The 14396-nt window shown below is 41.0% G+C and carries 15 protein-coding genes; 4 read left to right on the top strand and 11 right to left on the bottom strand.

What is annotated here, in order from left to right:
- The first annotated feature begins 144 nt into the window (after positions 1 to 144).
- From RMX89_RS11295 to RMX89_RS11280, 4 genes are all read left to right on the top strand, one after another.
- A complete protein-coding gene (locus RMX89_RS11295) occupies positions 145 to 954 on the top strand; it encodes an ABC transporter permease (RefSeq protein ID WP_322688996.1) in 810 nt (269 codons plus the stop codon).
- 595 nt (positions 955 to 1549) lie between these two features.
- The gene (locus RMX89_RS11290; RefSeq protein ID WP_322688995.1) at positions 1550 to 3388 is read left to right on the top strand and encodes a bifunctional serine/threonine-protein kinase/formylglycine-generating enzyme family protein; all 1839 of its coding nucleotides are present in this window, start codon (positions 1550 to 1552) and stop codon (positions 3386 to 3388) included.
- 26 nt (positions 3389 to 3414) lie between these two features.
- Positions 3415 to 3876: a hypothetical protein gene (locus RMX89_RS11285; protein WP_322688994.1), complete on the top strand. Its 462-nt coding sequence runs from the start codon at positions 3415 to 3417 to the stop codon at positions 3874 to 3876.
- Positions 3877 to 4490: 614 nt separating this feature from the next.
- Entirely contained in the window at positions 4491 to 5165 is a 675-nt protein-coding gene (locus RMX89_RS11280) for a hypothetical protein (RefSeq protein WP_322688993.1), read from the top strand.
- 378 nt (positions 5166 to 5543) lie between these two features.
- On the opposite strand, the gene RMX89_RS11275 is transcribed toward RMX89_RS11280, so the two are convergent.
- From RMX89_RS11275 to RMX89_RS11225, 11 genes are all read right to left on the bottom strand, one after another.
- Positions 5544 to 6125: a GNAT family N-acetyltransferase gene (locus RMX89_RS11275; RefSeq protein WP_322688992.1), complete on the bottom strand. Its 582-nt coding sequence runs from the start codon at positions 6123 to 6125 to the stop codon at positions 5544 to 5546.
- Entirely contained in the window at positions 6103 to 6666 is a 564-nt protein-coding gene (locus RMX89_RS11270; RefSeq protein WP_322688991.1) for an NUDIX hydrolase, read from the bottom strand. The genes RMX89_RS11275 and RMX89_RS11270 overlap by 23 nt, the downstream gene beginning before the upstream one ends.
- 90 nt (positions 6667 to 6756) lie before the next feature.
- Positions 6757 to 7014, bottom strand: coding sequence for a hypothetical protein (locus tag RMX89_RS11265; protein ID WP_322688990.1), 258 nt, complete (start codon positions 7012 to 7014; stop codon positions 6757 to 6759).
- Positions 7001 to 7519 (bottom strand): hypothetical protein, encoded by a 519-nt coding sequence (locus RMX89_RS11260; RefSeq protein WP_322688989.1) that lies wholly within the window; start codon positions 7517 to 7519, stop codon positions 7001 to 7003. Before RMX89_RS11260 ends, RMX89_RS11265 begins: the two co-directional genes overlap by 14 nt.
- Before the next feature lie 11 nt (positions 7520 to 7530).
- The gene (gene hpxZ, locus RMX89_RS11255) at positions 7531 to 7917 is read right to left on the bottom strand and encodes an oxalurate catabolism protein HpxZ (protein WP_322688988.1); all 387 of its coding nucleotides are present in this window, start codon (positions 7915 to 7917) and stop codon (positions 7531 to 7533) included.
- Between the two features lie 69 nt (positions 7918 to 7986).
- Positions 7987 to 9240, bottom strand: coding sequence for an MFS transporter (locus RMX89_RS11250; RefSeq protein WP_322688987.1), 1254 nt, complete (start codon positions 9238 to 9240; stop codon positions 7987 to 7989).
- A gap of 27 nt (positions 9241 to 9267) precedes the next feature.
- Complete coding sequence (locus RMX89_RS11245) at positions 9268 to 10044, bottom strand: sulfite exporter TauE/SafE family protein (protein WP_322688986.1); 777 nt, start codon at positions 10042 to 10044, stop codon at positions 9268 to 9270.
- Between the two features lie 23 nt (positions 10045 to 10067).
- Positions 10068 to 10769 (bottom strand): HAD hydrolase-like protein, encoded by a 702-nt coding sequence (locus RMX89_RS11240; RefSeq protein WP_322688985.1) that lies wholly within the window; start codon positions 10767 to 10769, stop codon positions 10068 to 10070.
- A 223-nt stretch (positions 10770 to 10992) separates the two neighbouring features.
- Positions 10993 to 11955 carry a DMT family transporter gene (locus RMX89_RS11235; RefSeq protein WP_322688984.1) on the bottom strand — a complete coding sequence of 321 codons (963 nt, stop codon included), beginning with the start codon at positions 11953 to 11955 and terminating at the stop codon, positions 10993 to 10995.
- A gap of 180 nt (positions 11956 to 12135) precedes the next feature.
- A complete protein-coding gene (locus RMX89_RS11230; RefSeq protein WP_322688983.1) occupies positions 12136 to 13515 on the bottom strand; it encodes an LLM class flavin-dependent oxidoreductase in 1380 nt (459 codons plus the stop codon).
- 68 nt (positions 13516 to 13583) lie between these two features.
- Positions 13584 to 14177 carry a glutathione S-transferase family protein gene (locus tag RMX89_RS11225; protein WP_322688982.1) on the bottom strand — a complete coding sequence of 198 codons (594 nt, stop codon included), beginning with the start codon at positions 14175 to 14177 and terminating at the stop codon, positions 13584 to 13586.
- Positions 14178 to 14396 lie beyond the last annotated feature (219 nt).

The raw sequence follows: 14396 nt of genomic DNA, 5'->3' as shown, positions 1-14396 counted from the left end.
GCCAGGAATATTGCAATCTTGACAAGAACTACTTGTATATTCACAGTGATGGAAAAGAAAGTGGCGATCGCTAGTCAGTAAGAATTGACTTTTTACATAAGATATGATATAACCGATTGCTATCAAGAAAAATCATATATAAACGTGAATATCTCTCCATTTATCAAAAAACCGCGTGTCTCATGGCAAGCGGTTTTCTCACTGCTGATATTTGTGTTCATGTACCTGCCCATACTGGTACTTGGCTTTTATAGCTTCAATAAGTCGCCTTACAGTGCAACTTGGCAAGGATTCACTCTCGATTGGTATCGCAAGTTGTTCAGTGACGATCGCATTTTATCGGCTTTGCAAAACAGTATGATAGTTGCGGGTTGTGCCGTGGCAATTTCCGCAGTGCTGGGAACCTTGATGGCGGTTGGGTTGGCGCGTTACGAATTTCCTGGTAAGAAATTGTATTTGGGTATTGCTTACCTACCATTGATTATTCCCGATATTGCGATCGCAGTGGCTACTTTAGTATGTCTAGCAGCCTTTGCAGTACCTTTGAGTTTGTGGACAATAGTTGCAGCCCATGTAGTGTTTTGTCTAGCCTACGTTGGACTTGTAGTTGCTTCCCGACTGACTAATTTAGACCCCCACTTAGAAGAAGCAGCACTAGATTTAGGTGCGACACCAACCCAAGCTTTCATCAAAGTATTGTTACCTCAATTAATGCCTGGGATTGTCGCTGGTTGTCTGTTGGCTTTTGTTCTTAGCTTAGATGACTTTCTGATTGCTAGTTTTACTGCTGGTAGCGGTTCTAACACCCTGCCAATGGAAATTTTTAGCCGCATTAGAACCGGAGTTAAACCTGATATTAATGCTCTCAGTGTAATGTTAATTTTAGTATCTGCGATCGTTGCCCTTGTAGCTGAATTAATTCGCGCTTCTGGAGACAATAAAACTTTCAAATAAGACTCGCTATTGCCAATAAAAGTTATGGGTAATTTGGTTCTTTATGAACTTTTTTAGATAGTGAACAACAGCTATATTAAAATATCGAGTGAGTTATGCTTACCATAACGCACAAATATCAGTATCATTCGTAATTTTAAATCTCCTAAGAGGTTGTTTTAAAAGTAGTTGACTGTGATTTTAATCACATTTTACTCCCCTTAATCCCCCCTTATAAAGGCAGGAAAAAATAAATCTATTTCCCTCCCCTTTCCAAATACCGTGTATACACAAGTCAAATTACCCCCCTTAATCCCCCCGATATATTGGGGGGAAAAAAGAAAAATCCGGTTCCCTCCCCTTTGCAAGGGGAGGGTTAGGGTGGGGTAAACAAATACTTTATACACCACTACAAACTTTTCAAACATCCTCTAATGTAACTCTCTTAAATTTTGAATTTTGAATTTTGAATTTTGAATTATATTCATCCTTATGCCCTCGTGTAAACATAGTTTTAAACACATGAATAAACTTCCGTGTTAGCTTCTCTACATAACTGTTTTCAATTAGATAATATTGGGGCTAACTTTGGAGAAGATGCTATTTCCCCCTCATTATGCAAATCTGCCAAAATCCCAATTGCTCAAATCCATTCAACTCTGATAGCAATAGATTTTGCGTGAGTTGCGGACAAAGCAACTTTGGCAAACTTCTCAGAAACCGTTACCGAGTATTAAGACTCTTAGGTGAAGGTGGATTTAGTAGAACATATTCTACAGAAGATGTAGATAGACTAAACGCCCCTTGCGTCATCAAGCAATTTTTCCCGCAGTTCCAGGGAACAGGACAACGCACTAAAGCCGCAGAATTTTTCAAAGAAGAGGCTTTTCGGTTGTATGAACTGGGAGAAAATCATACCCAAATTCCCAGATTACTAGCTTATTTTGAACAAGGTACTAGCTTGTATCTCGTACAAGAATTTATTCAAGGCAAAACTCTCTTACAAGAAGTTCAGCAACAAATTTATGGTGAACAACAAATTTGGGAACTTTTAGCTGATTTATTGCCAGTACTGCAATTCATTCATACTCATAATGTTATTCATCGAGATATCAAACCAGAAAATATTATCCGCCGTGCAAGTGATGAAAAACCCGTCTTAATTGACTTTGGCGGTGCTAAACAAGTAACACAAACCAGTATCGGAAGACAAGCTACGGTAATTTATACCCTTGGCTATGCCCCAACAGAACAAATGGCTGGATTTGCTTGTCACGGCAGTGATTTGTATGCTTTGGGTGTAACTTGTGTGCGTCTTTTAACTCAATGTTTGCCCTTGCAGGATGCTTCTGGACAGATTAATGACCCTATTTATGATGCCATGAATGCTAAATGGTTGTGGCGCGAACATTTACAGAAAAAAGGTATTACTATCAGCGACGAACTCGGAAAAATTTTAGATAAATTACTCAAACATCTACCGAGTGAAAGGTATCAAACAGCAGTTGAAGTCATCAACGATGTCAAGTTTGCCACATCGAACATTGAACCTGTTGCCTTAAAAATTGTTTCGATGCCTCAACCTATATTATCGCCGCTACCACAAAAAGTAATCCTCCCATTACCCCCATTAGAAACCTTTGAATTTGATGTAGTGACAGTAGACACAGGTGGTAGAGAAGTAAACCGCATGAACTGTAATGCAAACTTCTTTGCTGAAGAATTAGGTAAATCTGTCACATTAGAAATGGTATCGATTCCTGGTGGTACTTACATGATGGGTTCACCAGAATTTGAAGGAGATGCTGACGAACGTCCACGACATCAAGTTACCGTTGAACCATTTTTTATGGGGAAATTTCCTGTAACTCAAGCACAGTGGAGAGTAGTAGCAGCTTTACCCAAAGTCAAACAAGCTTTAAATCCCCATCCATCGAAATTCAAAGGTCTAGATAGACCAGTGGAAAATGTATCTTGGTATGAAGCTGTAGAATTCTGTCTCAGGCTATCAGAAAAAACTGGACGCGACTATCGTTTACCGAGTGAAGCTGAATGGGAATATGCATGTCGGGCTGGAACTACAACGTCTTTCCACTTTGGCGAAACCATTACCCCTAAGTTAGTCAGCTGCACAATGGAACCAAAAAGCAAATTCCGTAAAGAAACAACAAACGTCGGTAGTTTTGAAGTCGCCAACGCCTTTGGATTGTACGATATGCACGGGCTAGTTTGGGAATGGTGTGCTGATTCGTGGCATAACAATTATAACGACGCACCCTTAGATGGAACAGCTTGGGAAGTTGGCGGTGATATAAATCGTCGGGTGCTACGCGGTGGTTCTTGGAGTTTCAGTCCAGAACTGTGTCGCAGTGCTAGCCGTAGCTGGAATGAGTCAGACGGTGGACTGAGGGTTTGTGGCTTTAGAGTAGTATTTTCTGTAGAGGAGATTATTTAGTAATTTAAGACCAAGCTATATAAATTATGAACAATAGAATTGAGAAAGGTGACATAGTAGTTATAAATAAAAGTGGAAAACATTATCAGCAAGTGGGTGAAGTTAGTCAGGTAGATTACAATATTTTCTTTGTCAAAATAGTCTTAGTAAAATTAGGTAATCAAGAAGAAGCCTTTGAAGAAAAAGATTTGCAATTAAAAACTAAAAAGCCAAATCTACAAGAAGTTATTACATCAATAGACAAAATTTTAGAACAAGTCGATCGAATTCAGCACTTGCCGAAACAAGAGAAAGTAGAGTTACCCAACCGTTTGAAATATCTGAAATTAGATATTCCTAAACTAGATAAGCAATTGATTCAAAAAAACTTCGATAGTATAGATAAAATACTTGCAGCAACAAGAGAAGTAGACTTTTCAGCCAGCTTTTGGCAGGAAATAGATTCTAATTTGGAGAAAATAAGCTGGTGGATTAGAACAAGTCTGTGAACTAAAAAGTAAATCGGCGAGAAAAAATCAGCTTTCTCTAGTTCTCAGCTAAGTCTGGGAATACCTATTGTAAAAATACGCCTCCTAAATTTCCAACAGAACCGCTTTTAAGGCATTACCTCTGGCTGTAAACGAAAATTTTCTCTTGTGTTTTGGTTGAAATTGATATGTATGAGCATTGCTGTGCTTTTATCAACGTATTTATATCATTTTTTTATCATTATTACACTGAAATTATATAAGACAGTACTGCAACTCTTAATTTAAACTTATCAATAATTAAAGGTAAGCTTATGTTTGACCACTTCATAATTATTAGATTGAAGGGTAAATAATTGGTATTGGACATAATTAAACGTAACTATATTTTTTTCATTTTCTATCCTTAAAGCTTTATACTTCATGCTTTATACTTCATTCTGATGATTGATTTTTATTTGTACCTACTTACTTAACTTGGGTTTTGAAATGCCTGGTTTAAATATTGTTATTAACTGTATATTTACACAAACTTAACTTTTGCAAATATTTTTTTAGAGTAAATTTTGACTTTATAGATTAATAAAAAAGATTTTATTTTCTAAAATAAAATAAGAAGATCATCAGAAATATATATGCATTTTTTTCAGTTTGCAGGAATTCTTGGTTGTACTACAGCAGCTTTCATCTCAATAGCACCCATACAGGTAGAAGCTGCAACTTTTAAAGTGATATCTGGAGTCACCAGTATCGATCGCGATCACGAAGAGATTCTTAGTAGTATTGGGCTAAACTTGACAGGTACTAATCAGACAGTTGCACCAATTCCTAGCAATTATTTAGTTGGCTTCAACATCGACTCAGCTACCAACTTCACGTTCAGTGACGAGGGCGGTTTTACTCCACTCTCAGGTACAATCGAGCATACTGGTACTGTTACATTCAACAATCAAATTACTGTTGGTAACTTTTCAATCGGTTTTGCTCCAGGACGTACTGTCACAGGTGCCAGCGGACTTGTTTTAAGAGATACGTTTTCTTTAAATACAATTTTGTTTGATTTGAGCGCTCCAGGACTTGTAGCATTTGATGGCTACAATTTAACCATCCCTGATGTGAAATTGTTGATTTCTCCAGAGTTTGCTAATATATTAGGCGACTCTAAATTGACTGGTTTGTTTGCTGGAACTGCACGAATTGATGCTCAAGTTGCTGCCGTTCCTGAACCTAATAGTGTACTAGCAACTTTAGTAGCAGGTGTGGCTCTTTTAGCAACTAGATTTTATACTCAAAAAATTAAATGCACCTGAGATTTTGAAGCATAGCCAACTAAAAGTTCGCTCTACAACCTAACACTTCATCCTTTTCAAATCTCGTTCCTAGTCTTTGCTGGAACAAGACAACCCAATTATCAAAAGTGCTGAGTCGAGAATCTCACTTCTTTACTCAGCACAAGCTAAACGTCCCGCTAACGCTCAGTAAAAGTGCCCTATGACCAAATACTTTCCGCTCTCATATTATTGATGCAATGGCTAATACCAATTCAATTAATGATTGCAAGACATCCTTGGGTGAAGACGCGATGAATCGCGTCTCTACAAATGGTCTATTTGTCGCATTCTTTTTTTAAACTGGTATAACTATGTTCCTCTGAGATTACTTGTTGCAAAAAGTTTACTTTCTGAGCGCTACACAGCATATATATAGTGCGGTATGTCGCGCCAGAGTGTTTTCTGAACAACCTTGAGTCCGTTCTTCTCAGCTACGCGCCGAGAGGGGATGTTCTCTGGGCGAATCAAAGAGATGACGCGATCGCAACCCAGTACGTTAAAAGCGTAGTCTTGGCAAGCATACGCGGCTTCGGTAGCGTAACCCTGCGTTTGTTGGTCGCGGCGGACATGATAACCAATTTCAAGTTCTCGATGTCCCTCGACCTCTTGCCAAACCAGTCCGCAGTCGCCGATTACCTCACCCGTTGCTTTAAGAACCATCGCCCATAAGCCCACGCCATGCTGTACGTAGTTGTGGCGATGTCGGTCAATCCATTTTTCCACCATCTCGCGGTCAAAGGGCTTTGGGTAGTAGCGCATCGACTCTGCATCGCCGAGGACAAGCAGTAGCGCGTCGAGGTCAGAAACCGTCATTTCCCGCAGCAATAGGCGTTGAGTTTCCAATATCATTAGTGAATTCTCCTTTATGTCTGGTACGTAGTAAGGACTATTGACAAAGGCAACTCTAGCCAGATGATTAATAAAATTGCACTTTACCAAGTTTTGTGAGAGCGAAGAATAATGAACTAATATGTAATGTTTGCAGTAATATATTATTCTCAATACCTTCAATTACCTTTTCTAGGGGTAATAAAACTACATCAATTTGTTCTGTAACATCTAACTTTAAATCAGCTACACATTCCACATCTGTTGCTAAAAAACAATGGGTTAAATTGGTATGAGTAGCTGGGTTTGGTGATACTATACCAGTTTCAATAAAATGATTGCTCGTGTAACCAGTTTCTTCTAATAATTCGCGTTTTGCAGCTTCTACTGGAAAAAAATCTTCAGTCTCTATAGCACCACTGGGCAATTCTAGAATTGTTTTTTTCAGACCGTGGCGATATTGCTTTACTAAAATAACTTCTTGATTTTTGGTTAAAGCTACAACATTTACCCATGTTGGATATTCCAGAACATAATAGGGTTCAACTATTGTTCCATTAGGCATTTGGCAAGTATCAGACCGTACTGAAATCCATCTGTCTTTTACTATATGTCTAGATTTTAACAAAATCCAATCAAATGGACTTACCATATTTAAACCTCTGTTTTTCTACTTTTTACAGTAATTATTTCATTGGATGCGTGTTGCTAAAATTACTGCATTTTTTGCCGTCACGCGGATTTATGTGGCAGTAATCTGATTCACCAAAACTTCTCGCAACACAACTGCTAAATCTTGCAATGCACGTTCACCATCTCCCACAAACGTTGAACCATGCATTGTCGCCAGTGTACGCGGCTTGAGAGCTGCTAATTCTTGGAGAATGCGTTGACGCAGCCCGCCGCAGGCATCGCTATGTGTTGTATATGGTATGTAATTGGGAAAAGGACTTGCTTCATAATTGACGATTGTTTGACGGAACCGTTCAATCACATCCATCAGACTCAGTTATTGCTTCCACATCTCCAAACTGGTGGAAAAGGTCTGAGCAAAATAAGGTTTTATGACTAGTTTCCAAGAATAATCCTGCATCCCAACCATGAGGAACTTGGGGTATATGGTGAAACTGAAAATTATATTTACCAGTGTTTAAAACTTCAGCTTGTTGCATAATCTTGGATGGACGAATTGCAAAATCATCTACACTCACAAAGGCTGCTATGGGGCTGCAAACTGTCTGAGCATTTGGCGCAATAGACAGCCATTCATTTAGCGATCCACATTCATCAGCTTCAAAATGGCTAAAGCTAATCCAGCGAATTTGTGATGGGTCAATAATCTTTGCCACTGCATCATGTACTATTGAAAATATCCCCTTTAGACCCGTATGAAATAATAATGGTTCTTTATCCTTCACTAAAAACTGGATGAATTGCATATCTATTTTTGGGTCATAGGTTGAGATGCGATAGATATCTGGGGCAATTTCGGTAATGCTAGTCATAGTTTTAAAATTCACACTGGCAATAATGAAACATGGGCTGATACCACCTTCCAGCCTTCAGTAAACCTGTACCAAGTCTGGCTTTGTCGCCCGAAACGCTCTACACCATTGATAATTCGGCGAAACTCTAAAGTCACTGTTGCTGCATCTTTCCCAAAGGTGACAACCTTGAGATTCGAGATTTCTCGCTCTATTTTTGGGCTTGGTCGATTCTGGCGAAAGTTACGAATTTCATCGCTGCCATAGAGGTTTTCTGCGATGCCGAACCGCACTACTTCGGGTGCATCCCAAAATAAGCTATCCATCACTTCCAAATTGTTATTAGAAAGGGCTTCTTCATACTTGAGGTACAAATCAGTTACTTCAGCTACAACAGTAGGGTCATTTATAGTAGTCATTGTTATTACCAATTTTTGGTGTTATGGCTAGATAATGCACTTTTTCAAATAGTCAGAACTATTTTTCTTTTAAGTTGCTTCAGTACGTAGATTCAGACGAACCAGATCGCGGAAAGTGGAGATTTGCTGCATAAAGAAAATTGAGCCTGCAATACAAATACTTGCACCAAAGATGACAGTATTGCTACTACCAATTTTGCTTGCTAGTGCGCCAGCTATTAAGTTGCCGATCGCAAATGTGCCTGTAGATGCCATAACGTAAAGACCTGTAATTTGTCCGCGATTTTCATCAGTCACCAACAGTTGAAGCAAGGTGCGTCCGGCAATGAGCTGCAAAATAAAGCCGAAACCAGCTGCTAATAATGAGAGCAGCGAAAGCCAGAACACGCAAGATAGGGCAAAGACAATCAAGCTTACTCCCATAAAACCTATGCCCAATGCCAAAACTTTACCCGACTCCAGTACATTGCTATGCTTAGTTAAATAGATACCACCTGCTAAGGTTCCTAAACTGGAAGCTGTCATCAAGAAGCCAAAGGTGTTAGGGCCACCCTGCAAAATCTCCTTGGCAAAAATCGGCCCCAAAGCTAAGTAAAATCCCCACACGCAGCAGACTAAAGCCGAACCAATCATGACAGAGCGAATTGGCAAAAACCCGAAGGCGTAGTTAAAACTAGTTTTCAATTCTTCTAAAGGTTTGCGTGTGGAAATAACAGCTTTTTTGGGGGCAAGGTTCATTGCAAGAAGGGCAATAATTACGGCGATGTAACTGATACTATCGAGCAGAAAACAAAGCCCCGATCCCACTGCTGCAATTAACAAGCCTGCGATCGCAGGCCCAACCATAAGTGAAACGCTGACAAGGGAGGAGTACAAGGCGATCGCATTACCAAGATTTTCTTTACTGACCGTTTCCGGTAGAAATGCTTGTCGGGTGGGAATATCGAAGGCGTTAATTATCCCTTGCAGTACACCAAGAATTGCAATGTACTCGATATTAATCGTACCGCTTAGGGCTAGCCACGTTAGAGCCAAAGACTGAAGCATTCCCAAAATCTGGGCGACAAGCAGAATGCGATGGCGGTTGGTGCGATCGGCAATGATTCCACCCAGAGGAATCAATAGAAGTGTGGGGATTTGGCTGGCAAAGCCCACTAGACCTAGCAACCAAGCGGAATCGGTGAGGCGATATACTAACCAACTAGTAGCCACTTGAGTCATTGACGTACCAATTAGAGAAATTGCCTGACCTGTGTAGTACAGGCAAAAATTTCTAGAACTAAAAGCACGCAGCATGACCTGTGATTTGTTTGATGCTTGCATACATCACCCCTGAGTAGTTCCCAGTTCTTAACCGTGAATAAAAAAGTAGGCAGTCATCGTAAAGGCAACAATCATCACAAATTTCCGAATTAAGTGCGGTTCAAGTTTACGAGCATAATGGGCGCTTAAGTAACCACCAAGAGAGCCACCGACTGCCATCAAAATAGCTTGATGCCAAGCAATCACACCAGCAAAAAGAAATGGAACGATCGCAATACCATTGATACAACTCCCTAAAAATGTCTTAAAAGCATTCATTTTGTGGATACTTTTGATACCTAAAAACGTTAAAGCTGCCAGCATTAAAATTCCTATACCTGCGCCGAAGAAACCGCCATAGATGGCGATCGCTAGTTGAGCCAGTACCAAATTAAACAACGGTACAGATTCCGGTGATGTATTCTGGTTTTGACGCTGCAACCACTTTTTGAACGGTTCGCCAAAGGTAAATACCAGGGTTGCTAGCAGCAATAGATAGGGAATCAGCTTTTTAAAGACATCTGGCGATGTATACAACAAGGCGATGGAGCCAATCATGCCACCAACTAAACTGACGCCACATAAAAGTAAAAAATCTCGCCGCTCAATGCCTAAATCTTGACGATATGCTCCAGCGCTGGCTAGGGAAGCCACCCAAATTGCAGTATTATTGGTGGCGTTAGCTGCGATCGGAGGTACACCCGTAAAGATGAGAGTCGGAAACGTGATAAAACTTCCACCACCGGCTACAGCATTTAAGCCGCCTGCAATAAAAGCAGTACTAAACAACAGCAAGCTATGGATAAACGTTAATGATGGCGGCATTATTTTAAATTACGAATTACGAATTACGAATTATAAATTATAAATCTGGGAATATCACTTGGAGAATGGGCAATCAAGTCAGCACCATGAGCCTTCAATTCCTCCTCGGTTCCATAGCCATAGGTGACACCAATTGAGGCGATTTGATGGCGCTTGGCTCCAATGATGTCATGTGAGCGATCGCCTACCATCACCACAGTAGAGGGTAAAAGTTTTTCTGTTAATAAAATATGGTGAATTAAGTCACCTTTTATGCTCCGGGTTCCGTCAATTTCACTACCATAAATACCATCAAAAAGCAATGATAAGCCAAAATATTCAATAATTTGCGTAGTATAAATATATGGTTTAGAAGTCGCAACAAAAGTTTTATAACCAGCAAAACGAATGACTTTTAGGACTTCTGCAATCTGGGGATAAAGGGAATTTTCAAATAATCCAATTGTGGCAAAGCGACGACGATATAGGGAAAGAGCCTGTTCAATTACTGTGCCATCCAAGGTATTGAGTAATTGTGAAAAGCTATCTTTCAGTGGTGGGCCAATACACCAATTTAATTCATCAGCATTTGGTGGTTTGTAACCGAGTTCAGAGAGCGCATACTGAATGCAACTTGTGATGCCAGGTTTAGGATCTGTCAAAGTCCCGTCAAGATCGAAGAGGATAGCGGAGAAAGGCATATTTGATATTAATTCATAATTTGTAATTAAGAAAGTCAATTTCATCGGAATTTATAGGTTTGTATCTCTATCTTTATTTAGGATAATTAGTATTACATAAAGGGGTTTTCGTTTATATGCAATAGATGTTGACCTCTCTCCAAACCTCTCTCCTAAAAGGAGAGAGGCTTTGAATCTTACTCCCCTTCCCTTGTAGGGAAGGGGCTGGGGGTTAGGTCTGTATTCGACTCAACTGAGAAAAAGTATTCTAAAATTCCCCATCCCCAATTCAACTCCTAATTTTGAACGATTTCATAAAGCCTTCTGCACTAAGTAACGCGATCCCCAATGTGACAACACCAATCCCTATACTCTGAATCACATTTAAAGTTTCGTTAATGGTTATCCATGCCATTAACGCTGTCAATGCTGGACTGCTAGAGCCGATTATGGAAGCGGTAGATGCGCCAACCATCCGAATCCCGACATTGTTTAAAGTGTGTCCCAGAAAGCTAACAAGACCCGAAAAGATGCTACCAATCCATAAAGGTGTCCAGTCAAGTTGACTGCTTTTAGCTGGCCAGAACAGTAAGCTAATACCGGAGAGCAGTAGAGTGGAGGCAAAACTGATCCACGTAAAAGGAATTGGATGGAATTTTTCCAAACATTTTTGAGCAATGATGCAATAAAAGGCGTAAACGATCCCAGCGCCAAAACTAGCGAAAATACCGATCGCAATGGTATGACTGCTGTAGGTAGCAGAAGATTGGGGAATGGTGAGAGCGCTTCCCACCAGAATAATACCCATTACTAGCCAACGGAACAATGTGGGGCGATCGCCAAAAAACTTCCAAGATAGCAGCGCTGTAAATACGGGATAGGTGAAGAAAAGGGTCAAGGCAATACCTGTGGGAATCAAGCCAATAGCAATGTAGAGTGAGGCAATATACACAAACATCAGCACCCCACAGCCAAGAGCTTGGATTAGAACATCCCTGCGAACACGGGTAAACAAGTATTGGAGTTCTGTCCAAGCAGATGGATATAGCTTGAATGATAGAGATGCCATGAATGGAACCACCAGCAGCATTCGCATGAACATCAGCAAGAATGAATTCTGCAAATCCGGTTTAACGTATCCACCAAGTAAAAATAAACCTAGTACGAGATGTTCTGAAAACAAAACTCGGACAGTAACGTTGTGAAACGTCAAAACAAAGGAGGATAGAAGAACCGTCAGGATGCCCAACACAATAAAAAGTTTCCTTAGAGACGACTTGATTGTATTGTTAAAACCACTGGAATAACAAACCAGATGAAGTTTGAGGAAATCAAAGCCGTCGCTTCAAAAACACTGCCAGACGTTTAAAGAGACGCGATAAATCGCCGTCTCTACTCTTAATTTATCCATCAATTATTTATTGACAGACTACTATGCAAAGGAACCAACGCCCACAGGTTCAGGAGCAGTCTTTGTGGTGAACTGGTTCACCGGACGGGGCAAACCAAGATTCTCGCGTAAGGTACTACCTTCATACTCAGTACGAAATATTCCTCGGCGTTGCAGTTCAGGAATTACCAAATCCACGAATTCCTCCAAACCCCCAGGTAGCCAGGGTGGCATAATGTTAAATCCATCAGCCCCACCATTGACGAACCAATCTTCGAGTTGATCGGCAATGTGTTCTGGTGTTCCAAGAATCGTTCGATGTCCCCGCGCTCCTGCAATCCACAAATACAGTTGTCGGATTGTTAAATTCTCTCTGCGGGCAAGATCGGTAATCAGCTGCAAGCGGCTTTTGCCACCGTTGGTATCTGGCAGATCCGGCAACGGCCCATCTAGGGGATACTTAGACAAATCATGGCCGCCTACTAGCCCAGAAAGTAGCCCTAATCCGACCAAGGGATGAATCAACTCCTGAAGTTGCTCATATTTATCCTTAGCTTCCTGCTCAGTCTTACCAATTACCGGGAATACTCCTGGCATAATCTTAAGATGGTCAGGGGAACGTCCGTATTTAGCCAATCTCCCCTTGACGCTAGCGTAGAAGGCTTGAGCTTCTGCCAATGTCTGTTGTGCAGTAAAAATCGCCTCTGCTGTTTGAGCAGCTAAATCCTGTCCAGCCTCGGAAGATCCAGCTTGTACGATTACTGGATATCCCTGCGGTGGACGCGCCACATTGAGCGGGCCGCGCACCGAGAAATATTTACCCTTGTGGTGGGGAACATGCAGCTTTTCTGCATCGAAGTAAATACCTGACTCCTTATCGTGAAGGAAAGCATCATCTTCCCAACTGTCCCAAAGTTTGGTGACAACATCCACAAATTCCCTCGCCCGTTCATAGCGGAGTGAGTGTTCTAAGTGGTTTTCTTGGCTAAAATTCTGCGCTGCGGCTTCAGCAGCAGAGGTTACAAGATTCCATCCGGCACGACCACCACTTAGATAATCCAGTGATGCAAACTTGCGGGCGAGATGATAAGGTTCATCATAAGTCGTTGATGATGTCGCCACCAACCCGATATTTTCTGTCACCGCAGACAGAGCCGACAATAAAGTTAAAGGTTCAAAATGGACACTGAATTGTCCCGAACGGCTAAAAGCCTCAGTCCCTTGCCCTCGATCCCAGACAGCTAAACCATCTGCGAGAAAAAGCATATCAAATTTTCCCCGTTCAGCCGTTTGTGCCAGCTGCTTGTAATGCTGGAAATTCAGACCTCCGTCAGCCGGGGTGTTGGGATGTCGCCATGCTGCGACATGATGACCACTACCGGGTAAAAATGCTCCGAGTTTAAGTTGTTTTTTTGTACTCATATTTCTATTTGCGACGGCGTACTTATGCTTTTTTCGTTCTCTTGTTTGGAACAAGAAAATGTTAGTTATTAAGACTCTGGTCTTGTTGCTTGGATGGAAGGTCGTTTAGAGAATTCATCGTACCAATGGGCAAGTTTTGGATATTTCTGCCGCCATTGCAAATTGGGAAGACGGATCTCTAGTCCAAGTGCAGAGGCGAGGGTTATATGAGCAAGTTTAGGAGTTTGGTCGAGTTTATCTGATATCTTCTCGAAGTAGTCCAAAATTCTCAACGCTCGCTCACGCTCAAACTCGATCGCCCCAGGAGACTGTTCGCTGTGGGGACGCCTTAACTCCCGTACCCAGACAGCAATGCCATCTATGAACCCACCAGTCATACCTTCAAGTTGCTGTAAAAAGCCATTAGATATGTCAGCAACTAGTTTAATTTCAGGATTTAAGTGATTCAAATAGACGCAAATTATACGTGTTTCACTCAAGATAAATCCGTCGTCAGTCGCTAGAGTTGGTATTTTACCTGTAGGGTTGTAATTCAGTAGGTCGCTGTTCGGATCTCGTGCAATGACTTTTTGCGTTTCGATCTGATTGCTGAGATTCAATTCTAGTGTTGCTATCCGTGTAATGCGTGCATAGGGTGAGTTAGGTGTATAGAAGAGTTTCATAAAAAAGCGCGATCGTCATTAGTCAGCAGAAGGTTAAGCCAGTAAAGGGCAGGGGACAGGGAAATGGAGTTCAAAGACTCATTAATGGAGTTCAAAGACTCATTAATGAAGCTCAAAGGCTCATTAATGGAGTTCAAAGCCTCATTAATGGAGTTCAAAGACTCATTAATGAAGCTCAAAGACTCATTAATGAAGCTCAAAGACTCATTAATGAAGCTC

The organism is Nostoc sp. DedSLP04, from assembly GCF_034530775.1.
Taxonomy (GTDB): Bacteria; Cyanobacteriota; Cyanobacteriia; order Cyanobacteriales; family Nostocaceae; genus Nostoc.
This window is presented reverse-complemented; position numbering and strand designations above follow the sequence as displayed.